At 70.6% G+C, this 25,417-nt stretch carries 21 protein-coding genes and 2 tRNA genes; 12 read left to right on the top strand and 11 right to left on the bottom strand.

The annotated features are described in order from the left end of the window. Positions 1-1,215: 1,215 nt before the first annotated feature. The 8 genes from ACN27D_RS13395 to rpmH form a co-directional block, all read right to left on the bottom strand. Positions 1,216-2,256 carry a ParB/RepB/Spo0J family partition protein gene (locus ACN27D_RS13395; RefSeq protein WP_252451874.1) on the bottom strand — a complete coding sequence of 347 codons (1,041 nt, stop codon included), beginning with the start codon at positions 2,254-2,256 and terminating at the stop codon, positions 1,216-1,218. Between the two features lie 27 nt (positions 2,257-2,283). Further along, a complete protein-coding gene (locus ACN27D_RS13400; RefSeq protein WP_421499206.1) occupies positions 2,284-3,621 on the bottom strand; it encodes an AAA family ATPase in 1,338 nt (445 codons plus the stop codon). 245 nt (positions 3,622-3,866) lie between these two features. Continuing rightward, positions 3,867-4,619: a 16S rRNA (guanine(527)-N(7))-methyltransferase RsmG gene (gene rsmG, locus ACN27D_RS13405; RefSeq protein WP_421501141.1), complete on the bottom strand. Its 753-nt coding sequence runs from the start codon at positions 4,617-4,619 to the stop codon at positions 3,867-3,869. A gap of 341 nt (positions 4,620-4,960) precedes the next feature. Beyond that, positions 4,961-5,551: a protein jag gene (locus ACN27D_RS13410; RefSeq protein WP_120572519.1), complete on the bottom strand. Its 591-nt coding sequence runs from the start codon at positions 5,549-5,551 to the stop codon at positions 4,961-4,963. A gap of 210 nt (positions 5,552-5,761) precedes the next feature. Then, positions 5,762-6,763 (bottom strand): membrane protein insertase YidC, encoded by a 1,002-nt coding sequence (yidC, locus tag ACN27D_RS13415; RefSeq protein WP_120572518.1) that lies wholly within the window; start codon positions 6,761-6,763, stop codon positions 5,762-5,764. Next, on the bottom strand, positions 6,764-7,003 hold the full coding sequence (gene yidD / locus ACN27D_RS13420; RefSeq protein ID WP_421499207.1) for a membrane protein insertion efficiency factor YidD: 240 nt from the start codon (positions 7,001-7,003) through the stop codon (positions 6,764-6,766). Positions 7,004-7,047: 44 nt separating this feature from the next. After that, complete coding sequence (gene rnpA / locus ACN27D_RS13425) at positions 7,048-7,461, bottom strand: ribonuclease P protein component (RefSeq protein ID WP_120572516.1); 414 nt, start codon at positions 7,459-7,461, stop codon at positions 7,048-7,050. A gap of 34 nt (positions 7,462-7,495) precedes the next feature. Beyond that, positions 7,496-7,633, bottom strand: a complete 138-nt coding sequence (gene rpmH / locus ACN27D_RS13430; protein ID WP_013289388.1) for a 50S ribosomal protein L34 — start codon at positions 7,631-7,633, stop codon at positions 7,496-7,498. 576 nt (positions 7,634-8,209) lie between these two features. Between rpmH and dnaA the strand changes: the two genes are divergently transcribed. From dnaA to ACN27D_RS13455, 5 genes are all read left to right on the top strand, one after another. Then, positions 8,210-10,135, top strand: coding sequence for a chromosomal replication initiator protein DnaA (dnaA, locus tag ACN27D_RS13435; protein WP_121683700.1), 1,926 nt, complete (start codon positions 8,210-8,212; stop codon positions 10,133-10,135). A gap of 982 nt (positions 10,136-11,117) precedes the next feature. Beyond that, complete coding sequence (gene dnaN / locus ACN27D_RS13440; RefSeq protein ID WP_120572514.1) at positions 11,118-12,251, top strand: DNA polymerase III subunit beta; 1,134 nt, start codon at positions 11,118-11,120, stop codon at positions 12,249-12,251. A gap of 40 nt (positions 12,252-12,291) precedes the next feature. Further along, on the top strand, positions 12,292-13,164 hold the full coding sequence (gene gnd / locus ACN27D_RS13445) for a phosphogluconate dehydrogenase (NAD(+)-dependent, decarboxylating) (protein WP_421499208.1): 873 nt from the start codon (positions 12,292-12,294) through the stop codon (positions 13,162-13,164). A 16-nt stretch (positions 13,165-13,180) separates the two neighbouring features. Then, positions 13,181-14,314: a DNA replication/repair protein RecF gene (gene recF, locus ACN27D_RS13450; protein WP_121685450.1), complete on the top strand. Its 1,134-nt coding sequence runs from the start codon at positions 13,181-13,183 to the stop codon at positions 14,312-14,314. Further along, positions 14,304-14,909, top strand: coding sequence for a DUF721 domain-containing protein (locus ACN27D_RS13455; RefSeq protein WP_421499209.1), 606 nt, complete (start codon positions 14,304-14,306; stop codon positions 14,907-14,909). The genes recF and ACN27D_RS13455 overlap by 11 nt, the downstream gene beginning before the upstream one ends. On the opposite strand, the gene ACN27D_RS13460 is transcribed toward ACN27D_RS13455, so the two are convergent. Further along, positions 14,900-15,139, bottom strand: a complete 240-nt coding sequence (locus tag ACN27D_RS13460) for a hypothetical protein (RefSeq protein WP_013283216.1) — start codon at positions 15,137-15,139, stop codon at positions 14,900-14,902. The genes ACN27D_RS13455 and ACN27D_RS13460 overlap by 10 nt on opposite strands. An 84-nt stretch (positions 15,140-15,223) precedes the next feature. Here ACN27D_RS13460 and ACN27D_RS13465 point away from each other — a divergent pair, with 84 nt between their 5' ends. Beyond that, positions 15,224-15,712, top strand: a complete 489-nt coding sequence (locus tag ACN27D_RS13465) for a MarR family winged helix-turn-helix transcriptional regulator (RefSeq protein ID WP_120572510.1) — start codon at positions 15,224-15,226, stop codon at positions 15,710-15,712. Here ACN27D_RS13465 and ACN27D_RS13470 read toward each other — a convergent pair. Further along, positions 15,697-16,251 carry a hypothetical protein gene (locus tag ACN27D_RS13470; protein WP_120572509.1) on the bottom strand — a complete coding sequence of 185 codons (555 nt, stop codon included), beginning with the start codon at positions 16,249-16,251 and terminating at the stop codon, positions 15,697-15,699. The two genes, ACN27D_RS13465 and ACN27D_RS13470, sit on opposite strands and share 16 nt — an antisense overlap. Positions 16,252-16,797: 546 nt before the next feature. On the opposite strand from ACN27D_RS13470, the gene gyrB reads away from it, so the two are divergent. The 6 genes from gyrB (at position 16,798) to ACN27D_RS13500 (ending at position 24,054) form a co-directional block, all read left to right on the top strand. Then, entirely contained in the window at positions 16,798-18,744 is a 1,947-nt protein-coding gene (gene gyrB, locus ACN27D_RS13475) for a DNA topoisomerase (ATP-hydrolyzing) subunit B (RefSeq protein WP_151013228.1), read from the top strand. 131 nt (positions 18,745-18,875) lie between these two features. Continuing rightward, complete coding sequence (gene gyrA, locus ACN27D_RS13480; protein WP_421499210.1) at positions 18,876-22,655, top strand: intein-containing DNA gyrase subunit A; 3,780 nt, start codon at positions 18,876-18,878, stop codon at positions 22,653-22,655. Between the two features lie 3 nt (positions 22,656-22,658). Further along, positions 22,659-23,582, top strand: coding sequence for a DUF3566 domain-containing protein (locus ACN27D_RS13485; RefSeq protein ID WP_121685447.1), 924 nt, complete (start codon positions 22,659-22,661; stop codon positions 23,580-23,582). 143 nt (positions 23,583-23,725) lie between these two features. Then, positions 23,726-23,799: transfer RNA gene (locus tag ACN27D_RS13490), tRNA-Ile, on the top strand. 43 nt (positions 23,800-23,842) lie between these two features. Next, positions 23,843-23,971 carry a DLW-39 family protein gene (locus ACN27D_RS13495; RefSeq protein ID WP_013283222.1) on the top strand — a complete coding sequence of 43 codons (129 nt, stop codon included), beginning with the start codon at positions 23,843-23,845 and terminating at the stop codon, positions 23,969-23,971. A 10-nt stretch (positions 23,972-23,981) separates the two neighbouring features. Beyond that, positions 23,982-24,054: transfer RNA gene (locus ACN27D_RS13500), tRNA-Ala, on the top strand. A gap of 32 nt (positions 24,055-24,086) precedes the next feature. On the opposite strand, the gene ACN27D_RS13505 is transcribed toward ACN27D_RS13500, so the two are convergent. Then, entirely contained in the window at positions 24,087-25,355 is a 1,269-nt protein-coding gene (locus tag ACN27D_RS13505; RefSeq protein WP_421499211.1) for a tyrosine-type recombinase/integrase, read from the bottom strand. Positions 25,356-25,417: the final 62 nt, after the last annotated feature.

Consider the following 25,417-nt stretch of genomic DNA (forward strand, 5'->3'; position numbering starts at 1 on the left):
GGCGGACCCGCACCGCGATGCGGGCCGAGTGATTGATCCCGGCACCCACGCCCGATAGTCCGGCCTCGCCCCGGCAGGACCGGCCGGGTCAATCCGAGGGCGGGCGGGCTGATCGACTGCCCGGTCGCACTGGTCCGCCCGCACTGCTCGACCCACCGTGCGGGTCAGGGCTCGACGCACCGTGTGAGTAGGGCTCCCCACACCCGGCTTGGACGCTCGCCGCTCTCCGGTTCATCCAACGAGCTGAGATCCCCCGTCTCCTTCCGGCCGGACAGAACGGAGCGAGGTCGGGAGGGCAGCTCTGGGCGCAGCCGATCCCGGCCCGCACTGGCGATTCGGCCAGGCGCCGAAGTTCGTCCTGACAGGCAAGCGGCGTCATCCGACCTTGAGCCGTCGAGCCTGGACGTGCAGCACTCCAACCCGAGTCAGTGCGCCGAGCCTGAGCCGTCGGACCCCGACGCTCACCCCAGTGACTGACCCGAGCCGGCGTGGCAGGTGCGGCTCCGAGGAATGAGCCCGGCGTGCTGAGCGAAGGAGCGATTCGACGCCTGGGCCGTCCGCGGCCCACGCTCGGTTCGCGCCGGATCGGTAGGGCGGTCCCAGGCCGGCAACCAAGCGGTGGATCCGGCAGGCGAGCCAGCCCGTCAAAGGGACGGATTCCTCAACCGTCGAAGCCTGCCCGGGCTCCCATCGCTGCCGGCGCCCATCGCCCCCCGCCCGCCGATGCCGACCTCCATCGCCTACCCGCTCGGCGACACCGACTCCCACCCGCCCTATCAACCGGGCGGTACCGACTCCCATCACGGACGACCCGGAACCGCCCTCCCGTCGCTACGGGCCGACCGGCGCCGGCTCGCCCCTTATCGAGGAAAGCCCTCAGAGTGCTCGGCCGCTCGACCTGTCGTCAGCCCGTCTGCGAGGGCACAGCGAGCGCCGCACGCCCCGTCTGCGAGGGCACGGCAAGCGCCGCACGCCTCGGCCGCTCTACCCGTTTCACGTGAAACGGGGGGGGTGACATTCGGCAGCCGACCAACCGACGCGATCTAGGAAGCGAGCCGCCCGCCCCGATCAGCCAGGTGCGACGCGGACCATCCGACGACCCTCGGTGGAGCCACCAGCACGACGAAGTCCGAAGCCGACAGCGGCCCGCAAACACAGATCCGGCCGCACCGCCCGACGAGGGGGTGCGGCCGGATCGACAACCGGAGGTGGCGGCTACTCCTGGGGCTGTCCGTCCTCGCCGACACCGATGATGCCGACGATCCGCTCCAGGTCGTCGACGGTGGCGAACTCGATCGTGATCTTGCCCTTGCTGCGGCCGATGTCGACCTTCACCCGAGTGTCGAACCGGTCGGAGAGCCGGTCCGCGAGATCGGTGAGGGCCGGGGCGTGCGGCTTCGGCCGGCGCTTGGCGGCGGCCGATTTCGCCGGCTCCTCGGCGAGGGCCAGGTGCACCAGTTCCTCGGCGCCACGAACCGTGATGCCCTCGCGGACGATCCGCTCCGCGAGCGCCTCCTGCGCCTCGGCGTTGTCCAGACTGAGCAGAGCCCGGGCGTGGCCGGCGGACAGGACGCCGGCGGCGACCCGGCGCTGCACGGCGGGCGGCAGGTTCATCAGCCGGATGGTGTTGGAGATCTGCGGCCGGCTGCGGCCGATCCGCCGGGCCAGCTCCTCGTGCGTGGCGCCGAACTCCTCCAGCAGTTGCTGGTACGCCGCCGCCTCTTCCAGCGGGTTGAGGTTGGCGCGGTGGATGTTCTCCAGGAGCGCGTCCCGGAGCATCGCGTCGTCCTTCGTGTCCCGGACGATGGCGGGGATGGTCTCCCGGCCGACCGCCTGGGCGGCACGCCAGCGCCGCTCGCCCATCACGAGTTCGAACTTCTCGGGGTCGAGCTGGCGGACCACGATCGGCTGGAGGAAGCCGACCTCCTGGATCGAGGTCTTCAGCTCCTCCAGCGCCTCCTCGTCGAAGACGTGCCGGGGCTGCTTCGGGTTCGGGACGATCGCGTCGACCGGGATCTCCGCGAAGCGAGCGCCGGGCACCGGGCTCAGCTGAGGCTCGGGCTCGACGGCCGGAGACGGGGTGCTTCCGACGCCGCCGGTGATGGCGGCGGTCGCACCGGCGACCGGGGCCGACGGCGACGCGGCAGCGGTCGACGACTCCGGCTCGACGGCAGCCGGTTCGGCGCCCGGTACCGGTCCGGTGGGGATGAGGGCACCGAGCCCTCGGCCCAGTCCGCCGCGGGGACGGTTCTTCATGCGACGCCTCCCAGCGACATCTCCGCACTACGCATTCCGGCTCACCGGCTCCTTGACGCCTCGCTCCGCGATCTCCTGGGCGGCCTCGAAGTAACTCGTGGCTCCCCGCGAACCGGGATCGTAGGTCATCACCGACTGGCCGTAGCTCGGTGCCTCGGAGACACGCACGTTGCGGGGGATGACGGCCTGGAGCACCTTGTCGCCGAAGTGGTTCCGGACGTCCTGCTCCACCGCGTCGGCCAGCCGGGTACGCCGGTCGTACATGGTGAGCAGGATCGTGGAGACTTCGAGCTTCGGGTTGAGGTGCTGACGTACCAGGTTGATGTTGTTGATCAACTGGTTGAGGCCCTCCAGCGCGTAGTACTCGCACTGGATCGGGATCAGCACCTCCTGCGCGGCCACGAGCGCGTTGACGGTGAGCAGGCCGAGCGACGGCGGGCAGTCTATGAAGACGTAGTCGAAGTGCCCCGGGTACGCGGCGATGGCCCGCGCCAGGCGCGACTCCCGGGCCACCACGGAGACCAGCTCGATCTCGGCGCCGGCCAGGTCGATCGTGGCCGGCACGCACCACAGGTTGGGGATGCCCTCGACGGCCTGGGCCACCTCCTCCAGCGGCACGCTGTCGATCAGGCAGTCGTACACGTCGGGCACGCCCGTGTGGTGCGGCACGTTCAGACCGGTGGAGGCGTTGCCCTGGGGGTCAAGGTCGACCACGAGCACCCGGTTGCCGTGCAGCGCGAGCGCCACGGCCAGGTTCACGGTGGTGGTCGTCTTACCCACGCCGCCCTTCTGGTTGGCGACGCACATCACCCGGGTCCGGTCGGGGCGCGGCATGGTGACCTCGCCACTGGGATTCAGGATCTGCACGGCGCGCATCGCCTCCATAGCCAACGGTGGATCATCCTCTTCGCGCGTCGGGGTTTCACGTGAAACGTACGTGCTGGCGTCTACCTCGTCCCCGTACCCGTCTGCCTGTGGCGTGTCGGACGGCGCCGCGGTGACCTCGGGGGCGGCCTGATGCGGAACGGCCGAGACGGGCGGCTGGGGTTCGTAGCGGGTGGGCACCGCGGCGTTCGCCCGCACCGCGGGCGGGCGCGGGGTCGGTGCGTTCACCGGGCCGTCGGCCGGGTCGAGCGGGTCGCGGGCCGGCGGTACGTTCGCCGGCACCGACGAGACAGGACGTACGGGCCCGCCGGCCGACGGCTCCCGTCGCCTGGACGGCTGCGCCGGGTACGGGGAGGACGGTTCGCCGGACTCGTTCACCGTCCACTCCTGGTCGTTGGTTTCACGTGAAACGGGGTCGGTGGAGGGCTGGCCTCCTGGTCCGGTCAACCGTGGATCGTCGTACCTGCCGTCGTCATGCACCTGTCATCCCTACCCGCTCCGGATGGTCGGTCCGCACCCGTCGAATCGCGTCCGCGCCTCGCACGGCGCCGTCGGATCGGCGGGAACCATCGGGTTCGGGTGCCGCCCGGCACCGCCGTTCCACACTATCGACGCGCGGTCAGCCTACGGCCGACGGGCGCGGTGGGTCCATGTCGGGTTGTGATCGATCACGTCACGCCCACCGGTCCAACGACCGGATCGGGCGTGCGGAATGGCGTACCCGCTCAGCGGTCGCCGCGACGGCGACCGCCACGCGACCGCTTCGGCTTCTTCGGACGGCGCGGGTTGACCACGCGCTCCCGGACCACCTCGACCACCGTCGCCGGCGGGTCGATCACCCCTTCGCCGCAGCGACGCAGTTCCGGCGTCCCACCGCCGAGGCGGGTCACGGCCTCGGTGTGTTCGGTGATCTCGTCGGCCGCCGATGCGCCCTTGAGCGCGACGAGCCGGCCGCCGGGGGCCACGAGTGGCAGGCACCAGGAGGCGAGCCGGTCCAGCGGCGCCACCGCGCGGGCCGTCACGATGTCGGCGCTCAGCGGTTCCCGGTCACGCGAGCCGGCCGCCGCCTCCTCGGCCCGTCCACGGAACACACGGACGTCCCGGGTCAGGCCGAGCCGCTGTACCGCCTCGATCAGGAAGGCGGTCCGTCGAGCCAGCGGCTCGACGAGCGTCACGGTGAGGTCGGGACGCGCGATCGCCAGCACCAGGCCCGGCAGCCCGGCGCCGGAGCCGACGTCGATCACGCTGGCACCCTCCGGGATCCGTTCCGCCACCACCGCACAGTTGAGGAGGTGCCGCTCCCAGAGCCGCGGCGTCTCACGGGGGCCGATGAGGCCGCGGACCACGCCGTCGGTGGCGAGTAGTTCGGCGTACGCGGCGGCCAGGTCGAGCCGGTCGCCGAACAACGCGCGGGCGGCCTCCGCCAGTTCGGGTGGCAGCGTCGCCGACGCCGGATCGGGTGCGGCATCACTGTCCACGAGGGACGGTCCGTCCTCCGACGGCTCAGCGAAGACCGGGTCGGCCACGGCGGCCGGGTCGGCCGGCGTCACGTCCGCCGCCTGCTCACCGGAGAAGGCGGGTGTCACGTCCACCGCCGGGTCGGCGGGCTCGATCCCGGTCACCACCGCCGGCTCCGCGGAGAAGGCGGGCTCGCCGGGGTCGGTCACCGCCCTTCCCGGGTACGCCGGGTCGGCCGGCCCGTCGTCGTCGGAGAAGACCGGGTCGACAGTGTTGTCGGGGCGCACAGCCGACGGCCCGGGCGGCGTACCGCCCGGGCCGGTCACGGCTCCTGCCGTCGTCTCCTCGGAGATCACGGACCTCAGTCCGTCACCGGGCGGACGACGATGCGGCGGTTGGGCTCGACGCCCTCGGACTCGCTCTCCACCCCGCTCATGGCGTTCACCACGTCGTGCACGCACTTGCGCTCGAACGCGGACATCGGCTCCAGGCGCACCGGCTCACCGTGCTCCTTGACCTTCTCGACCGCGTTCTTCGCCACGGCGGCCAGCTCCTTGCGCCGGGTGGCCCGGTAGCCGCCGACGTCGAGCAGCAGCCGGCTCGGGGTGCCGGTCTGGCGGAACACGGCCAGCCGGGTCAGTTCCTGGAGCGCCTCCAGGGTCGCGCCGCGCTGGCCGACCAGGTTCTGGAGCCGTCCGCCGACCACCTCGACGACCGGGCGGCCACCGGACACCAGCTCGTCGATGTCGCCGTCGTAGTCGAGGATGTCCAGCAGACCCTCGACGTAGTCGGCGGCGATCTCGCTCTGCCGGAACAGGTCGCTCTCGGCCGGGGCCTTCTTCTCCCGGGCCTCGCCCGCGGCGTCCTCGGTCTCGGTGGCGGCGGTAACGGGGGTCTCCTCGTCCAGGGACTGGTCGGCGCTGGGGATGCTGGTCTCGGTCACGGGTCTCATCTCCGTACTCGCTCGGCCGGACCGTCGGGGGTCCGCTGGTCTCCCGGGGCCGGCGGGAGGTTCGCCGGGTGCCCTCGGGCACGTCTGTACGGGCCAGTTTCGCCCGTGTCCGCGCTCCGCGCGGCGATTCCGGCCCGGCGCCGACTCCTCGGAGGGCAGCACGCGGCCGGAACGGGCCACCGCCGGCGTCGCGGCGGTGGCCCTGTGGGCTCAGCCCTGTCGCTTGGCGGGCTTGTTGCCGCCCTTCTTCGGGTTGACCGGCTTGGCGCCCGGCTTCGGACCGGCCACCTTCGGCGCCGCGGCCGGAGCCTTCGCCGCCGGCGGGGTCGTCTTGCGGCCGAACAGGCCACCGGCCTTGGCCGGCTGCACCGGGCCCTTGCCGGAAGTGCTCTTGCCGGCGGTGGCGCTCTTCGCGGTCGGCGGCGGCGGGAACTTCCGCAGCACCCACTGCTGCTGGCCGAGCGTGAAGAGGTTGTTGGTGACCCAGTAGATGATCACACCGATCGGGAAGATCGCACCCGAGATCAGCAGCGACAGCGGGATGCCGTAGAGCATCAGCCGCTGCACCATGCGCTGCTGCGGGTCCTCGGCCCAGCCGGTCTTGAGGATCATCTGACGGCTGGTCAGGTAGGTGGTGGCGATCATGATGAGCACCAGGATGCCGGCGACCACCTTGACCGTGCCGGTGCTCGCGCCGAGCCGGCTCAGTTCGTCGGCGGTGGAGCCGAACTTGCCGGAGATCGGCGCGGTGAACAGCTTCGCGTTGGAGGCGCTGTTGAACTGGTCGACGGTCCAGCCGTACAGGGTCTTGCCCTGGTTGTCGGGGTTGAGCCGCCGCAGCGTGTGGAACAGGCCCAGGAAGACCGGGATCTGGAGGAACATCGGAAGGCAGCCCATGAGCGGGTTGGCCTTTTCCTTCCGATAGAGCTCCATCATCTCCTTCTGGAGCGTCTCCCGGTCACCCTTGTGCTTCTCCTGGAGCTCCTTCACCTTGGGCTGGAGCGCCTGCATGGCACGCTGCGACTTGATCTGCTTGACGAAGACCGGGAACAGGATCACCCGGACCGTCACCACCAGGAAGATGATGGCGAGGATCCAGGCCCAGTTCGTACCGATCACGGCCCCGACCGGCACTCCGATGGCGTCCCAGGCCGAGTGCCAGGCCAGCAGGATCCACGAGATCGCGTAGTAGATCCAGTCGAGACTAAACACTCAGGCTCCAGTCACGTCGGAACGGCGGCGGTCGCCCGGCTCCGGAACCGGGTCGTGTCCACCAGGGTGGAAGGGGTGGCAGCGCGACAGCCGACGGACCGTCAGCCAGGCTCCCCGCAGCGCACCGTGCCGGGACACCGCCTCGACGGCGTAGGCACTGCACGACGGGTAGAACCGGCAGCGGGCCGGCAGTGCCGGACTCATCCACCGACGGTACGCGATGATGGGCGCCAGCAGCATGCGGGCACCGGTTGTGGGCGACGGAGTCGCCGTCGGCGGGCCGGTCACCGCGACCGCCGTCCCCTGGGGGTCCGCGCGGCGGCGAGAGCGGCGTCCAGGTCGGCCCCGAGCCGGGTGTACGTCGCGTCGGCTGCCGCGGGCAGCGCGCGTACCACGAGGGTGGTGCCGGCGGGCAGCTCGGCCAGCCGCTCGCGGACCAGGTGCCGGAGCCGGCGGCGGACCTTGTTGCGGACCACCGCGCCGCCGACGGCCTTGGACACGACGAAGCCGGCGCGGCTCGGTGCGGAGGTCTCCGCACCGCTGCGTCGCGCCGGCTCCGGCGAGAGTGTCGCGGTGGTGCCGATCGGCTCGGGGAGGGTCAGGTGGACCACGACGGCGCCACGGCCGACGCGTCGGCCACCGCGAACCGCTGCGGCGAAGTCGTTACTGCGCCGCAGTCGTTGCGCGGCGGCCAGCACGACTGCCCACGTCCCCGGACCGGACCTGTCGGCGTCAGGCCGACAGGCGGGCGCGGCCCTTGGAGCGACGGGTCGAGATGATGGCGCGGCCGGCACGGGTGCGCATGCGCAGCCGGAAGCCGTGGGTCTTCGCGCGCCGGCGGTTGTTCGGCTGGTAGGTGCGCTTGCTCACGTCAGGCTCTCCGTTGTCGTACGCCCCGCGCGGCGGATCGCCCGGGGTCGTGTGCTGGTCCAGATCACCTGTCGGTGACCTCCGATCGGCGCTGCCGTGACACGCTCCCCGGCGATGCGGGGTGACAGCCACGGACAGCAAGCATCAATCACCCTAGCAGAGGGCGAGAGAGCAGCCGCTCCAGCCTACGCAGGGGCGCAATGACCGTCAAACGTCACACTCGGGCGTCCGACCTGCGGGCAAGCGCGACCGAAGGGGCGGTTTTCACTGATGTTGCCAAGGTCGTCAGGGTGTCGCCGGTTGATGCTGTGGGGTCCGCGCTGTTAGCGTGCGCGATTGCGGTCGGCGTCGGGGGTCCGGGGTTTGTCGCCGATCGGCAAGACCGGACACGCTGTTGAATCGTTCGGCACGGTGAACCCGCTTCAACGCCTCCGTGGATCGAGGGGGGCAGGTCCGACCCGCGTCCGGTGGGCGGCCACAATCGGTCGGTACACAGGCTGTGGATAACTTGTGGATGACGACCGGTCAGCCGTCCGGGCGGGCGTGAGAAGGAGCAGGCGAGGGGGTGGCACGACGGTGACCGGAGCGACCGACCTTGCCGCGGTGTGGACGGCGACCACCGACGAACTCGCCGACGAGATCATCTCCGCGCAGCAACGGGCGTACCTCCGGCTCACCCGGCTGCGGGCGATCGTCGAGGACACCGCGCTGCTCTCGGTGCCGGACGCCTTCACCCGGGACGTGATCGAGTCCCGGCTCCGCCCGGCCATCACCGAGGCGTTGAGCCGCCGGCTCGGCCGGCCGATCCAGGTGGCGGTCACCGTACGGGTCGCCGACGACCCGAATGCCCGTCCGGCCGGCACCGTCTACCGCAGCAGTCCGGAGCCGCTGCCCGAGCACGACGGCGCCGCCCCGCTGCCCGGCTTCGACCAGCCCGGCCCGCACGCGTCCGCCCCGGCTTTCCCGTCGCCGCGCCCGGAATCCGGGTACGCCGACTCCCGCTCGGAGTCCGGTTACGCCGGCGCCCGCTCCGAGCCCGGATACACCGACTCCCGCCCGGAGTCCGGTTACGCCGACTCCCGTCCGGAGCCCGGATACGCCGAACCGCGCCCGGAGCAGCCGCTCGACGAGCCGGCGCCGCGCCAGCGGAGCGCCGACGGCGGCCGCCCGCACCTGATCCCGGCCGGCCGCGACGCGCAGGACACGCTCTTCAGCGCCGCGTTCGCCGAGCCGGTGCGCACCGCGCCCGAACGCCGCGGCTTCGACGAGCGCACCCGTGTCGAACCGCCGATGCCCGACGCCGGCGGCTACGAGCCCCGCTACCGGGAGAGCCCGGCCGCCGGCCCCGCGCCGATGCGCGGCCTGCCCCGCGACGGCGCCACCGACAACGGCCCCGGCCGTGGTGGCGCCGACCACCACCGCCCCGGCGGCGGCCAGGCCGACCGCAGGCTTCCCGGCGGTACGGAGAGCGGCGGCAACCGGCTCAACCCGAAGTACATGTTCGAGACGTTCGTCATCGGCTCGTCGAACCGGTTCGCGCACGCCGCGAGCGTGGCGGTGGCCGAGTCGCCGGCCAAGGCGTACAACCCGCTGTTCATCTACGGCAGCTCCGGGCTGGGCAAGACCCACCTGCTGCACGCCATCGGGCACTACGCCACGACGCTCGGCAACGCGCGCTCGGTCCGGTACGTCTCGACCGAGGAATTCACGAACGACTTCATCAACTCACTGCGTGACGACAAGACGAGCGCGTTCCAGCGCCGCTACCGGGACGTGGACATCCTCCTGATCGACGACATCCAGTTCCTGGAGAACCGGGAGCGGACGCAGGAGGAGTTCTTCCACACGTTCAACACGCTCCACAACGCCAACAAGCAGATCGTGATCACGTCCGACCGCTCGCCGAAGCAGCTGGCGACGCTGGAGGACCGGCTGCGTACGCGCTTCGAGTGGGGCCTGCTGGCCGACATCCAGCCGCCGGACCTGGAGACGCGGATCGCGATCCTCCAGAAGAAGGCCGCGCAGGAGCGTCTGTTCGCACCGCCGGACGTCCTGGAGTTCATCGCGTCCCGGGTGTCGAACTCGATCCGCGAACTGGAGGGGGCGCTGATCCGCGTCACCGCCTTCGCCAGCCTCACCCGGTCCTCGGTCGAGCTGTCGCTGGCCGAGGAGGTGCTGCGGGACTTCATCCCGGACGGCGCCGGCCCGGAGATCACCGCGGACCAGATCATGGTGTCGACCGCCGACTACTTCGGCGTGAGCCTGGAGGACCTGCGCGGCCACTCCCGCTCCCGGGTGCTGGTGAACGCGCGTCAGGTGGCCATGTATCTGTGCCGCGAGCTGACCGACCTGTCGCTGCCCCGGATCGGGCAGGCGTTCGGCGGCCGGGACCACACCACTGTGATGCACGCGGACCGCAAGATCCGTCAGCAGATGGCGGAGCGGCGCTCGCTCTACAACCAGATCGCCGAGCTGACGAACCGCATCAAGCAGAACACCTGACTCTCCCTCCGCCCCGCCTCCCCGCCCTCCGCCCCCGGGGGCAGCTCCGGCGGTGATCAAGGAGTTCGTGTCCGGGAGAGACGTCCTTCCCGCCCCAAACTCCTTGGTCAACAAGGCGCTGCAAGCGCGCGGACGCCGCCGAGCGCCCCTCATCCGCCGGCCCTCCCCGTCGATCATGAGGTTGGCGGTGACAAATCGGGCGCCCGGTGCCGTCAACTTCATGATCGACGCGAGCAGGGGCGGGCGGCGGGTGGGTGCGGCGGGGTGGGAAGTTGCCGACAGGAGGGCGGGGTTGACCCTCGACCCGGTGGAGGGCCCAGGATCGGGTGTGTGTTCGTCCACAGCTCGCACCCGTTGTCCACAGCCCCTGTGTCACAGGCGGTGGACAACCACGCTTCGCACCCGGCCGGTTACCCACAGACTGTGGACAACTCCTGGGGACGACGCTGTGGATGCCTGGGGACGACGATCACGTTGTCCCCAGACAGCGGTGCGCCTGTGGGCGGGCTGTTGAAGGTTCTGGGGATGACGGCTGTGGAGCCGGCCGGCGTTGTCCACAGCGCTGGGGAGAAAACCGGTGGATTACCGGTGGACAACCGGTGGACAGCCGTGGAAAACCCGGCGGCCGGCGAGGGCTGTGGACCGGGACACGAGTTTTACCCCTGGTTCTCCACAGCCAAACCACCGGTGGATAACGTGTCTGACCTGCGCGGACGCCGGTTCTCCACAGTTTGCACAGGTGCGATGAAGACGATGAGTTATCTCTTCTAAACAACAAAAACCAATCATCACCGTTGGACTTCCTGTGGATCGGGCCGAAGCACCGCCGTCGGCAGTCGCCCCGGCACCTGGATCCACGGGGTCGGGCGCACAGCCGATGCCCCAGCGCCTTAAGGTGCGATGGGTACCCGCACGGTCGGGCGGGACGGGTGGCAGCGGTCGGCATGAGAGAGTTGTCGCTGACGTCGACGCGGAGGCATTGATGAAGTTCCGAGTGGAGCGCGACGCGCTCGCCGAGGCGGTCGCGTGGACCGCCAAGAGCCTGCCCAACCGACCCTCCGTACCGGTGCTGGCCGGGGTGATGCTCCGGGTCACCGACGGCAACCTCCAGGTCTCCGGCTTCGACTACGAGGTCTCCAGCCAGGTGACCGTCGAGGTACAGGGTGACGCGGACGGCGCCGCCCTGGTCTCCGGCCGCCTGCTCGCCGAGATCACCAAGGCCCTGCCGGCCAAGCCGGTGGACATCGCCGCCGTCGGCGCCCACCTCGAACTGGTCTGCGGCAGCGCCCGGTTCACGCTGCCCACCATGCCGGTGGAGGACTACCCGACGCTGCCGGAGATGCCGGAGAGCGCCGGCACCGTCGACGCCGCCGCGTTCGCCTCCGCCGTGGCCCAGGTGGCAGTCGCCGCCGGCCGCGACGAGACGCTGCCGATGATGACCGGCGTCCGGATCGAGCTGAGCGGCAGCACCATCGCCATGCTGGCGACCGACCGCTACCGTCTCGCGCTGCGTGAGATGGAGTGGAACCCGGACGACCCGGAGATCAGCCTCAACGCGCTGGTGCCGGCCCGTACGCTGCACGACACCGCGAAGGCGCTGGGCCCCCTCGGCGGCCACGTCACCATGGCCCTGTCGTCCAGCAAGGCCGGCGAGGGCATGATCGGCTTCTCCGGCGGCACCCGCCGGACCACCAGCCGGCTGCTCGACGGCGCCAACTACCCGCCGGTGCGCTCGCTGTTCCCGGCCGACCACAACGCCGAGGCCCGCGTCGCCGTCGCCGCGCTCATCGAGGTGGTCAAGCGCGTCGCGCTGGTCGCCGAGCGCACCACCCCGGTCCTGCTCAGCTTCAGCGCCGACGGTCTCGTGGTCGAGGCGGGCGGCACCGAGGAGGCCCGGGCCAGCGAGGCCATGGAGGCCACCTTCAGCGGCGAGCCGCTGACCATCGGGTTCAACCCGCAGTACCTCATCGACGGTCTGGCCAACCTGGGCGCGCAGCACGCCCTGCTCCGGTTCGTCGACGCGTTCAAGCCCGCGGTCATCTCCCCGGCCGGCGAGGATGGCGAGGTCATCCCGGGGTACCGGTACCTCATCATGCCGATCCGCGTGTCCCGCTGATCGCAGGCAGCACGACCCCGACGTACGGAGGTAGGAGCAGATGCAGCTCGGCCTGGTAGGACTCGGCCGCATGGGCGGCAACATGCGGGAGCGGTTGCGCGCCGCCGGGCACGAGGTGGTCGGCTACGACCGCAACCCGGAGATCAGCGACGCCGCGAGCCTGGCCGAGCTTGCCGAGAAGCTCCAGTCGCCCCGCGCGGTCTGGGTCATGGTTCCGGCCGGCGTCACCGACGCCACCATCGACGAGCTCGCCGGTGTGCTCGGCGAGGGCGACATCATCATCGACGGCGGCAACTCCCGGTTCAGCGACGACGCCCCGCGCGCCGAGCGGCTCAACGAGCAGGGCGTCGGCTACATCGACGTCGGCGTCTCCGGCGGCGTCTGGGGCCGGCAGAACGGGTACGCGCTGATGGTCGGCGGTGCGCAGGAGCACGTCGAGCGCCTGATGCCGATCTTCGAGGCGCTCAAGCCCGAGGGTGAGTTCGGCTTCGTGCACGCCGGCCCGGTCGGCGCCGGCCACTACGCCAAGATGGTGCACAACGGCATCGAGTACGGCCTGATGCACGCCTACGCCGAGGGCTACGAGCTGCTGGCCGCCTCCGAGCTGGTGACGAACGTCCCCGGCGTGTTCAAGTCGTGGCGCGAGGGCACCGTGGTCCGGTCCTGGCTGCTCGACCTGCTGGACCGGGCGCTCGACGAGGACCCGGAACTGGCCGAGCTGAGCGGCTACACCGAGGACACCGGCGAGGGCCGCTGGACCGTGGACGAGGCGGTCCGGCTCGCCGTGCCGCTCAACGTCATCACCGCGTCGCTGTTCGCCCGGTTCGCCTCCCGGCAGGACGACTCGCCCGCGATGAAGGCCGTCGCCGCGCTGCGCCAGCAGTTCGGCGGCCACGCCGTCCACAAGCGCTGACCGGTATCCACAGGCTGTGTACGTCCGCCGGCTCGAACTGGTCGACTTCCGCTCCTACGAGCGGGTCGGCGTCGACCTGGAGCCGGGTCCGAACGTGCTCGTCGGTGCCAACGGCGTCGGCAAGACCAACCTGGTCGAGGCGCTCGGCTACGTGGCGACCCTGGACTCGCACCGGGTCGCCACGGATGCCCCGCTGGTGCGGATGGGCGCCACCTCGGCGGTGATCCGCTGCGCGGTGGTGCACGAGGGCCGGGAGCTGCTGGTCGAGCTGGAGATCGTCCCGGGCAAGGCCAACCGGGCCCGGCTCGGCCGGTCCCCGGCCCGGCGCGCCCGGGACGTCCTCGGCGCGCTGCGCCTGGTGCTGTTCGCGCCGGAGGACCTGGAACTGGTCCGCGGCGACCCGGCCGAACGCCGCCGCTACCTGGATGACCTGCTGGTCACCCGCCAGCCCCGCTACGCGGGTGTCCGCGCCGACTACGAGCGCGTGGTCAAGCAACGCAACGCGCTGCTGCGTACCTCGTACCTCGCTCGCAAGACCGGTGGCACACGCGGCGGTGACCTGTCGACGCTGGCCGTGTGGGACGCGCACCTGGCGCAGCACGGCGCGGACCTGCTCGCGGGCCGCCTGGAGCTGGTCGCCGCGCTCACCCCGCACGTCGCGAAGGCGTACGACGCGGTGGCCGCCGGCCGCGGCGCGGCGGGCATCGCGTACCGGCCCTCGGTGGAGCTGCCCGAACCCGGCGCCGACCGCGCGGCGCTGGCGGAGGCACTCGCCGCCGCGCTGACCGCGAACCGGGCCGCCGAGATCGAGCGCGGCACCACGCTCGTCGGCCCGCACCGCGACGACCTGGCGCTGACGCTCGGCCCGCTCCCCGCCAAGGGGTACGCGAGCCACGGCGAGTCCTGGTCGTACGCGCTGGCGTTGCGGCTTGCCGGGTACGACCTGCTGCGCGCCGACGGGATCGAGCCGGTGCTGGTGCTCGACGACGTCTTCGCCGAGCTGGACACCGGCCGGCGGGAACGGCTGGCCGAACTGGTCGGCGGCGCGAGCCAGCTCCTGGTCACCTGTGCCGTGGACGACGACGTGCCGGCGACGCTGCGTGGCACCCGGTACGCGGTCGGCGAGGGGACGGTGCGACGTGCCGGATGACGAGGTGCAGCTCCCGCCCGCACGGCTCGGGCCGGGACGCGACGCGCGTACCCCCGAAAAGCCCGCGGAGGGTGAGCCGGGCGCGAACCTGCCGGAGGGCTCGACCGGGCCGGAACTGGCCCGGGCGGTGCTCGACGCGGCGAAGGCCCGGCGGCAGGCGGCGGCGCCGCGACGGCGCGGCGCGGTCCGCGGCGACGGGGAGAAGCGGCTGCGTGGCTACTCCGGTCCGGGGCCGGACCCGCGCGACCCGCAGCCGCTCGGTGCGGTGCTGGACAAGCTGATGAAGGCGCGGGGCTGGCAGCAACCGGCGGCCGAGGCGACGGTGTTCGGCGCGTGGGAGAAGGTGGTCGGCCAGGAGGTCGCGCAGCACAGCCGCCCGGTCAAGCTGGAGGACGGCGAGCTGACAGTGGAGGCCCGGTCGACGGCCTGGGCGACGCAGTTGCGCCTGCTGGCGGGCTCGCTGTTGCAGCAGATCGCCCGCGAGGTGGGCCACAACGTGGTGCGCAAGCTGCACATCCACGGGCCGGCGGCGCCGTCGTGGTCGCGCGGCCCTCGTCGGGTACGCGGGCGCGGCCCGCGCGACACCTACGGCTGACCGACACCGCCGGAACGCCGCGCCTCACGCCGGGCGCGCTTGAGTTCGCGCTGCTCACGGCTCCACTGCTTGCGGCGCTCCAGGTCTTCCTTCCACGCGTCGCGGGCCAGCTTCGAGCCGCCCTGCACCGCGCCCTGCACCTGGGACGGGCCGGCGAGGTTGCGGAACACCCAGCCCAACAGGCGGCCACCCTTGCCGGAGGCGTCGCCCACCTGCTCGTCGTCGCTCATCCCGCCGCCCTCTCGCTGTTTTGTGTGCAAACCATTGGTACACCAATCGTTGCTAGGATCGCAACGACGACGAGGAGGACGAGGGTGACCGACGGCATCGAGGAGGACCCCCTGGCGCTGGAGCAGCAGGTCTGCTTCGCGCTCTCAGTCGCCGCCCGGAGCGTCGTCGCGGTCTACCGCCCGCTGCTGGAACCGATGGGGCTCACCCATCCGCAATATCTGGTCATGCTGGCGCTCTGGCAGCACGCGCCGCTGTCCGGGCGGGATCTGAGCCGGCTGCTCCAGCTCGACCCGGGCACGCTGTCGCCGCTGCTCAAGCGCTTGGAGGCGGCCGGATACATCCGGCGGGAACGCGACGCCGCCGACGAGCGCAGCCTGGCCGTCTCGCTCACCCCCGAGGGGCAGGCGCTGCGGGCGCAGGCCGAGCGGATTCCGCCGGCCATCGTGCAGCGCCTCGGCCTGCCGCTGGCCGACCTGCGGCACCTGCACTCGGCGCTGACCGAGGTGATCGCGGCCGCCAACCGGGCAACGTCTTCTCCCGGCGCTGCGGCGCCCGGTCAGGCGTCGGCGTAGACCGCGAAGCCCCGCTCCGCGCAGCGCCGGTAGAAGGCCGCCAGCACGCTCAGCTCGGCGCAGGTGAAGTTCCACTGCGGCGGGTCGCCGTTCTCGTCCCGCAGCCGGTCCAGCCGGCTGTCCAGCCAGCGGAGCTGCTGCTCGGCCAGCCGCCCGTCACCGAGCAGCGCGCGCAGCACCTCGCTCACCGACTCGAACGTGACCGGCTCGCCGTACGGCCGGTGCCGCGCGACGAACTTCTCCACGCCCTCGGCGATCCAGGAGCAGCCGTCCGGGTCGATCACCGGGTCCTCGTCCTCGACCGCGTTCTCCGTGGCGTAGAGCACATTTTCCAGCCCGAGGATCAGGTCGACCAACTCGGTGTACGCGGTCGCGCGTACCGTGCCGGTCTTCGCGATCAGCTCGGCGAGCGCCGCGGTCGGCGCGGAGATCCGGGGCATGTCCACGATCTCGCCGAAGTCCACGAACTCAGCCGGCGCGACCGGGTCGTAGAAGCGGCCGGTCCGCGGCCAGTGCACCGCGACGTTGTCCAGCCCCATCTGGCGTCACCTCTCACCAAGCGTTTTCGGACCGTCTCCGACGATCGTCCCGGTTCCGGGCGCAAAAGATCAAGACCGCAACGGCGGCGCCGCAAAAGCTACGGCACGCCGGGCCCGGCCGCGACCCCCGGTCGGGACAGCCGCCGATCACCGGTCGGATGACCGTCACGGCTCACGGTGGCCGGTGGCGCGGCGCCGCCCCAATGGCGTGTAGGGGGAGTCGTGGGCGACGCGGTTCGTCCGGCTACGGCATTCTCAGCCGCCTCGGAGAGGGTGCCGAGTGGCGGTTTGGTCGGCTCCGCACAGTAAGATTGGGGGCGAGACGAAAGACCCGAGACGGAGCGACGGACTGGGGCCCGGTGGGCCCTCGATCATAGTCCCGCATCGGGTCCGAGCCGATCGCGATCCGCGGGCAACCGCGGCGCCCGGCGCACATGATCCGACCTGGCGATCCCAGGGGCGGACCATGCGCGCCGACGTCGCGTCCTGTCCGCCGAACCCGCGCCCCCGCGCCCACGCGCGGCCGGTGCGAGAAAGTGGCCGAGGGTGGCAGCGGAGGACAACAAGAAGTACGGTGCCGAGTCCATCACCGTTCTCGAGGGCCTGGAAGCGGTCCGGAAGCGGCCCGGTATGTACATCGGGTCCACCGGCGAGCGCGGTCTGCACCACCTGGTGTGGGAGGTCGTCGACAACGCGGTGGACGAGGCGCTGGCCGGGCACTGCGACACCATCGACGTGGTGCTGCTGGCCGACGGCGGTGTCCGGGTGACCGACAACGGCCGTGGCTTCCCGGTCGACCTGCACCCGAAGCTGAAGAAGCCGGGTGTCGAGGTGGCCCTGACCGTGCTGCACGCGGGCGGCAAGTTCGACGGCAAGGCGTACGCCGTCTCCGGCGGCCTGCACGGCGTCGGCGTCTCCGTGGTGAACGCGCTGTCCACCCGGATGGCCGTGGAGATCCACAAGGACGGCTTCGTCTGGCGCCAGCAGTACAACCACTCCAAGCCGACGCCGCTGGAGAAGGGCGAGGAGACCGACCGCACCGGTTCGGCCGTCTCCTTCTGGCCCGACCCGGACGTCTTCGAGACCGTCGACTTCGACTTCCACACCATCTACCGGCGCCTCCAGGAGATGGCCTTCCTCACCCGGGGTCTCACCATCCACCTGCTCGACGAGCGGGTCCCGGAGGACGAGGACGGCAAGACCCGCGAGGTCACCTTCCACTACGAGGGCGGCATCGCCGACTTCGTCCGGCACCTCAACGCCTCCAAGAGCCCGATCCACAAGACGGTGGTCGAGTTCGGGGCCGAGGAGACGGGCATGTCGGTCGAGATCGCCATGCAGTGGAACGAGTCGTACGGCGAGTCGGTCTACACCTTCGCCAACAACATCAACACCCATGAGGGCGGCACCCACGAGGAGGGCTTCCGGGCCGCACTGACGAGCGTCGTCAACCGCTACGGCGCCGAGAAGAAGCTGCTCAAGGGCGACGAGCGCCTCTCGGGTGAGGACATCCGCGAGGGCCTGGCCGCGATCATCTCGGTCAAGCTCACCGACCCGCAGTTCGAGGGTCAGACCAAGACCAAGCTGGGCAACACCCCGGTGAAGGGCTTCGTGCAGCGGGTCTGCAACGAGTCGCTCGTCGACTGGTTCGACCGCAACCCGGCCGAGGCGAAGATCATCATCCAGAAGGCGTCCCAGGCGGCGCGCGCCCGGATCGCCGCGCAGCAGGCGCGCAAGCTCGCCCGGCGCAAGTCGCTGCTGGAGTCCGGCTCGATGCCCGGCAAGCTGGCCGACTGCCAGTCCACCGACCCGCGCGAGTCCGAGGTCTTCATCGTCGAGGGCGACTCGGCCGGCGGCTCGGCCAAGCAGGGCCGCGACCCGCGCGTCCAGGCGATCCTGCCGATCCGCGGCAAGATCCTCAACGTCGAGAAGGCCCGGATCGACCGGGTGCTGAAGAACAACGAGGTGCAGGCGCTGATCACCGCGCTCGGCACCGGCATCCACGACGACTTCGACATCGAGAAGCTGCGCTACCACAAGATCGTGCTGATGGCCGACGCCGACGTGGACGGCCAGCACATCCAGACGCTGCTGCTCACCCTGCTGTTCCGCTTCATGCGGCCGCTGGTCGAGCTGGGCCACGTCTACCTGGCCGCCCCGCCGCTCTACAAGATCAAGTGGAACAAGAAGGGCGACGACGCCCAGTACGCGTACTCGGACCGCGAGCGCGACGGGCTGATCGCCCTGCGCCAGCAGAAGAAGCCCAACGCCCGCCCGGACGACATCCAGCGGTTCAAGGGTCTCGGCGAGATGAACTACCCCGAGCTGTGGGAGACCACGATGAACCCGGCCACGCGTACGCTGCGCCAGGTCACGCTCGACGACGCCGCCACCGCGGACGAGTTGTTCAGCGTTCTGATGGGCGAGGACGTCGAGGCTCGCCGGTCGTTCATCCAGCGCAACGCCAAGGACGTGCGGTTCCTGGACATCTGACGGACGCGCCCGGGCCGGCCGGACATCCACCGGCCGGCCCGGCAGTCCACAGAGTTATCCACAGTCTGAACGCTTTCCACAGCCGTTATCCACAGCGAGACCACGACTGAAGAGTCTGATAAGGGTTAACAGTGACCGATACTCCCGAGTCCACCCCGAACGAGCCGGAGACCCCGGAGGCACTGGCGGCGGTCGTCCAGCACGACCGGATCGAGCCGGTCGGCCTCGAGGTCGAGATGCAGCGCTCGTACCTCGACTACGCGATGAGCGTCATCGTCGGGCGGGCCCTGCCGGACGTCCGGGACGGGCTCAAGCCGGTCCACCGCAAGATCCTCTACGCCATGTTCGACTCCGGCTACCGGCCGGACCGCGGGTACGTGAAGTGCTCCCGCGTCGTCGGTGACGTGATGGGCCAGTTCCACCCGCACGGCGACTCGGCCATCTACGACGCGCTGGTCCGGATGGCGCAGCCGTGGTCGCTGCGCTACCCGCTGGTCGACGGCAACGGCAACTTCGGCTCGCCCGGAAACGACCCGGCCGCCGCCATGCGTTACTGCCTCGTCGGCGACGCCCGGATTCGTACCGCTGAGGGGTCCGTGAGGATCGCCGACGTCGTGCCGGACGCCGCACCGAGCAGCGAGACCGATGTCGACCTCAAGGTCCGTGACCGCAACGGCGACCTGGTCCGCGCCTCCAAGTTCTTCCACTCCGGCGAGCACCCCACGCTGCGGCTGCGCACCCGCGAGGGGTACGAGCTGACCGGCACCCACAACCACCCGGTGCTCTGCCTGGTGAACGTGGCCGGTGTACCGACCCTGCTGTGGAAGCTGCTCGCCGAGATCGCCCCGGGTGACCGGGTGGTCCTCCAACGCACCGTGCCGGACGAGATCGGCTACCCGATGCTGGAGCACGTCGAGGCCGCCGTGCTGGCGGGCGCGTTCGTGTCCGAGGGGTGGGTGTCCGAGCAGCGGGCCGGCTTCAACAACGTGGACCGGGAGTTCTTCGTCCGGGTCCTTACCGCCTACGACCTCGCGGTCGGCGGTCCCCGGTACGTCGCCGAGCGGGTCATCGCCTCCGGCAGCACGCTGCACGAGCTCGACGTACAGGATCTCTCCGCACTCCGGGCCAGCGTGCTGGGCGAGATGGTGGGAGCGCGGAGCGCCGACAAGTTCGTGCCGGAGTTCGTCTGGCGCGGGCCGGCAGCGGTCAAGCGGGCCTTCCTCCAGGCGCTGTTCGAGGGTGACGGTTCGTCGTCGCTGCTGCCCCGCCACACGATCCAGGTCTCCTACTCGACCCGCAGCGCGCGGCTGGCCCGCGAGGTCCAGCAGCTGCTGCTGGAGTTCGGCGTGGTCAGCCGGCAGTGCCGGTACGACAGCGGTGAGATCAAGATCGTCGTCACCAACCGGCGGAACGCCCGGATCTTCGCCGCCCACATCGGCTTCCTCGGCCGCAAGCAGGCGAAGCTGGAATCCGAGCTGTCCCAGGTGCCGGGGAGCAGCACCGCGCTCTCCGGTGACCACGTGCCGTTCGTCGGCGACTTCGTCCGTGAGCACGGCGCGAGCCGCTGGACCGAGCGCGACTGGCTGCGCCGGCACAACGTGGACCGGATCGAGCGCTGGGAGCGGGACCGCGACGAGATCGCGGCCCGGATCACCGAGCCGGGCATCCTCGACGTGGTCGAGCCGCTCGTCGACGGGCGCTTCTACTACGCCGAGGTGACCGAGATCACCGACGCCGGTGTGCGGCCGGTCTACAGCATCCGGGTGGACACCGAGGACCACTCGTTCGTCTCCGACGGATTCGTCAGCCACAACACCGAATGCAAGCTCGACCCGCTGGCGATGGAGATGCTGCGGGACATCGACGAGGACACCGTCGACCTGCAGGACAACTACGACGGCCGGGCCAAGGAGCCCACCATCCTGCCGTCGCGGATCCCGAACCTGCTGATCAACGGCTCCGAGGGCATCGCGGTCGGCATGGCCACCAAGATCCCGCCGCACAACCTGCGCGAGATCGGCGCGGCCGTGCAGTGGTGCCTGGAGCACCCGGAGGCCGACGAGGCCACCACGCTGGAAGCCCTGCTGGAGATCGTCAAGGGCCCGGACTTCCCGACCTACGGCCTGATCGTCGGCCAGGCGGCCATCCAGGACGCGTACCGGACCGGGCGCGGCTCGATCCGGATGCGCGCCGTGGTCGAGGTGGAGGAGGACAAGCGGGGCCGGCCGGCGCTCGTGGTCAGCGAGCTGCCCTACCAGGTCAACCCGGACAACCTCGCCGAGCGCATCGCCGAGCTGATCAAGGAGGGCAAGCTCGCCGGCATCGCCGACATCCGCGACGAGTCCTCCGGCCGTACCGGCATGCGGATCGTGCTCGTGCTCAAGCGCGACGCGGTCGCCAAGGTGGTGCTGAACAACCTCTACAAGCACACCCAGCTCCAGGAGACGTTCGGCGCCAACATGCTGGCGCTGGTCGACGGTGTGCCGCGCACGCTCAACCTGGCCCAGTTCATCCGCTACTACGTCGAGCACCAGATCGAGGTGATCCGGCGGCGGACCGCGTTCCGGCTGCGCAAGGCCGAGGAGCGGGCGCACATCCTGCGCGGTCTGTCCAAGGCGCTGGACGCGCTGGACGAGGTGATCGCGCTGATCCGTCGCTCGCCCACGGTGGAGGACGCCCGGCAGGGCCTGATCCGGCTGCTGGACATCGACGAGGTCCAGGCGACCGCGATCCTGGACATGCAGCTGCGCCGGCTCGCCGCCCTGGAGCGGCAGCGGATCCTGGACGACCTGGCGAAGCTCGAACTGGAGATCGCCGACCTCAAGGACATCCTGGCCAAGCCGGAGCGGCAGCGGCAGATCGTCTCGGAGGAGCTGGGCGAGATCGTCGCGAAGTGGGGCGACGAGCGGCGCACGAAGATCGTCCCGTTCGACGGCGAGGTCTCGATGGAGGACCTCATCGCCCGCGAGGACGTGGTGGTGACGATCACCCGCACCGGGTACGCGAAGCGGACCAAGGTCGACCTCTACCGGTCGCAGCGGCGCGGCGGGAAGGGCGTCAGCGGGGCGACGCTCCGCCAGGACGACATCGTCAGCCACTTCTTCGTATGCTCTACCCACGACTGGATCCTGTTCTTCACGAACAAGGGTCGGGTCTACCGGGCGAAGGCGTACGAGCTTCCCGAGGCCAGTAGGGTGGCCAAGGGCCAGCACGTGGCCAACCTGCTCGCGTTCCAGCCCGACGAGCAGATCGCGCAGATCATTGAAATCCCGAACTACCAGGTGGCCCCCTACCTGGTACTGGCCACGAAGAACGGCCTGGTGAAGAAGACGCGGCTCGAGGAGTTCGACTCCAACCGTTCCGGCGGCATCATCGCGGTCAACCTGCGCGATGAGGACGAACTGGTCGGTGCGGTCCTGGTCGCTCCGGAGGACGACCTGCTGCTCGTGTCGAAGAACGCCCAGGCGATCCGCTTCAACGCCACCGACGAGGCGCTGCGCCCGATGGGCCGGGCCACTTCCGGGGTGATCGGCATGCGCTTCAGCGGCGAGGACGAGTTGCTCGCCGTCGAGGTGGTGCGAGAGGGTCTGGACGTTCTGGTCGCGACGAACGGGGGTTACGCGAAACGTACCCCGATCGAGGAATACCCGGTCCAGGGCCGGGGAGGTAAGGGCGTGCTGACCGCGAAGATCACCGAGCGACGCGGTGGCCTGGTCGGCGCGGTCGTGATCGATCCGGAGGACGAGCTGTTCGCCATCACGAGCAACGGCGGCGTCATCCGGACTCCGGTGAAGCCTGTACGCCGTACGCGTGACCGGAACACAATGGGGGTCAAGCTGATGGACCTCCCGGACGGCGTGACTATCGTGGCGATTGCTCGCAATGCCGACGAGCCTGACGAACAGGACTAGTTGATGACGGAGACACAGGCGAAGTCGGGGAACAAGGGGACCTCGGCCACTCCGGTCGAGGAGGAGGCCGCGCAGGGCGGCACACCAGCGACCGGCCGCGCGGCTGTGGGCCGGGCCACGGTTCCCGCCGACGCGCCTGCCCCGAAGTTCACCCGGGCTCCCGGCATGGCCCCGCCTCCGGACAAGCCGGGAGAGGACTCCGGTTCCCGGGACTCGGCCGAGACCAAGGTCGACGCTCCGACGTCGGCCGACGGTCTGGCCGCTCCGGCAGCCAAGCCCGCGAACGCCACGAACACCCAGCCGATCACCCCGTCGGCCACCGGTCGGGCCTCCACCGGGACGACCGGCACGCAGCCGCGGATCGGCGCCGGCCTGGGCACCGCCCCGAAGGCGTCGCCCGACGGCTCGCGCCCGAGCGGCGCCGCGAGCGCCCAGGCGCGGCCCGCCAACGGTGGCGGCCTGCCGCCGGGCATCAGCGGCGCGGCGGCCGTCGGCGCCGCGCGCGTGGGTGAGGCGGTACGCGCCGCGCGTACCTCGGTCAGCTCGGCCGCGTCGCGCGGACCGCGACGGGCCCGGCTGAACCTGAAGCGGATCGACCCGTGGTCGGTGATGAAGTTCGCCTTCGCGGTGTCCGTGGTGCTCTTCATCGTGGTCGTCGTGGCGACGTCGGTGCTCTACCTGGCGCTGGACGCCATGGGTGTGTTCAAGAGCGTCAACGACAGCCTCACCGACCTGGTGAACGCCGGCGGCGGCCAGGGTGGCGGCGGCTTCCGGATCACCGCCAAGGGCGTGATCCTGACGTCGGCGCTGATCGGCCTGGTGAACGTCGTGCTGTTCACCGCGCTGGCCACGCTCAGCGCGTTCGTCTACAACGTCTGCGCCGACCTGGTCGGCGGGATCGAACTGACGCTCGCCGAGCGGGACTGATCGACCGACGCCGGGGCACCGCGTAAAGCGGTCGCCCCGGCGTCGTGCGTCCGGGTAGGTTCGAGATGGCGCGGGCGCTTCCACCACAGACCCCCGATTTGGGCGCGGTGGAGGCGATGGGTTAACCTAGCTCGTCGCTACGCGGGGCTATAGCTCAGTCGGTTAGAGCGCAGAGCTGATAACTCTGAGGTCGCTGGTTCGATTCCAGCTAGCCCCACCGCACATCGTCCGACGACAGTCGAGCGCGAGGGGTCAAGCACATGTTCAAGAAGCTCCTGATCCTGGCCGGCATCGTCGGTGTGGCCGCCGTCGTGGCCAAGAAGGTCAAGGCGTCGAACGACGAGCGCGCCCTGTGGCACGAGGCGACCACGGCGCCCGACCTGCGCTGAACGCCGACACGGGGCCCTAGCTCAACTGGCAGAGCACTGCCTTTGCAAGGCAGGGGTTAGGGGTTCGAGTCCCCTGGGCTCCACTCAGCTCCCGTGCAGGTCACGGCGCTTCTTCTCACGCTTCGTTCGGATCGGTGGATCGAAGGTCGTCATCCTTCGTCAGCGAATCGTCAGCGGCAGGGCCGAATGTGCCTCGGATGAGTCGGTGGAAGTCGGCCGGGGTGTGCGTGTAGCGATTGAGCGTTGTTGATGCCTGTTCGTGCCCCATGACGGCCTGTACGACATTGACCGGCACGCCGCTTGAGATCAACCACGTGGCGTATCCGTGCCGGAGATCATGAAAGCGCAGTCCTCCGGCCGCCTTGACCGCCACGTGTGACAGCGCCTCGCGATGCGTGGTGAACTCCGCCGACCACTCGACGCCTTCCCGGTCACGCCAGGCGGCCCGGAACCGGTGCGGCCCGGTCTCCGTTACCTCGCCGAGCAAGCCGGCGCGCACCAGAGATGGCCGCCAGACCTGGCGCCGGAAGTTGCTCCGCAGCATCGGATCACCGGCCTGGTTGGTGAACACACGGTCAGCCTCGCTGGGGTCCGTCTGCTCACGGTGCCGAACCAGTTCAGTCCGCAGGAACGGCGGCACCGGCACGACACGTCGGCTCTGCGCGGTCTTCGGGTACGGCTTGTCCGTTGCGTGCCCGTTGACCTCGATCACCACGCGCCGCACGGCCAACGTCGCCTCCTGATCTTCGGTGTCCGGCAGGTCGATGTCAGCCCACCGCAGCCCGAGGCACTCACCCCATCGCAGTCCAGCGCCGGCCGCCGCCGCCACTACCGGGCGGTGCCACTGCGGGACGCTCGGCAAGAGAAGTTCCTCCACCTGGTCGAGGGTGAGCGGGAGCTGCCCGCCCGCGCGCTTGCGCTGTGCCGGCAGCCGCACGCCTTCGCAGGGGTTGAAGGCGATCAGTCGGCCGCGTACCGCTGAGGCGAGGATGGACGACAGCAACGAGTGGCACGACGCGACCGTGGCCGGCGAGAGTTCACGGCCCATGCGCGTCACCCACTCCTGCACGGCCAGGTGATCGATCCGTCCGACCGGCCAGGTGCCCCACTGAGGCAGCAGTCGCGCCCGCAGACGCGATGTCCAGCCGGCCAGGGTGGTCGCCTCGACGGACCGGGAGGCCAGCCAGCGCTCGGCATACGTGCCGAACCGCACCTTGCCGGCAGAGGGGTCGACGTAGGTGCCCTGACTGACGGTCGTCTCTGTGGCAGCGAGGTGCGCAGCAGCCTCCTTGCGTGTACGGAAGGTCTTGGCCTTTTGCCGGCCGGATGGGTCGCGCCAGTTGGCGCGGAAGGTGCCGGCGGGTGTTTTGACGATGTGTCCCACGGTGTTTGATCTCCTCTGGGCAGTGACGCTGCGTGACTTCGGATCATGGGTTGTGGTCGGTT

The organism is Micromonospora sp. WMMD1274 (genome assembly GCF_049179035.1).
GTDB lineage: Bacteria > Actinomycetota > Actinomycetes > Mycobacteriales > Micromonosporaceae > Micromonospora > Micromonospora tulbaghiae.

Excerpts from the sequence above, each read along its gene's own strand:
- ACN27D_RS13495 (WP_013283222.1), top strand. The coding sequence starts at position 23,843 with ATGTTCAAGAAGCTCCTGATCCTGGCCGGCATCGTCGGTGTGGCCGCC.
- ACN27D_RS13470 (WP_120572509.1), bottom strand. The coding sequence starts at position 16,251 with ATGGGGCTGGACAACGTCGCGGTGCACTGGCCGCGGACCGGCCGCTTC.
- ACN27D_RS13485 (WP_121685447.1), top strand. The coding sequence starts at position 22,659 with ATGACGGAGACACAGGCGAAGTCGGGGAACAAGGGGACCTCGGCCACT.
- yidD (WP_421499207.1), bottom strand. The coding sequence starts at position 7,003 with ATGCTGCTGGCGCCCATCATCGCGTACCGTCGGTGGATGAGTCCGGCA.
- ACN27D_RS13460 (WP_013283216.1), bottom strand. The coding sequence starts at position 15,139 with ATGAGCGACGACGAGCAGGTGGGCGACGCCTCCGGCAAGGGTGGCCGC.
- gnd (WP_421499208.1), top strand. The coding sequence starts at position 12,292 with ATGCAGCTCGGCCTGGTAGGACTCGGCCGCATGGGCGGCAACATGCGG.
- dnaN (WP_120572514.1), top strand. The coding sequence starts at position 11,118 with ATGAAGTTCCGAGTGGAGCGCGACGCGCTCGCCGAGGCGGTCGCGTGG.
- ACN27D_RS13395 (WP_252451874.1), bottom strand. The coding sequence starts at position 2,256 with ATGAAGAACCGTCCCCGCGGCGGACTGGGCCGAGGGCTCGGTGCCCTC.
- ACN27D_RS13410 (WP_120572519.1), bottom strand. The coding sequence starts at position 5,551 with ATGAGACCCGTGACCGAGACCAGCATCCCCAGCGCCGACCAGTCCCTG.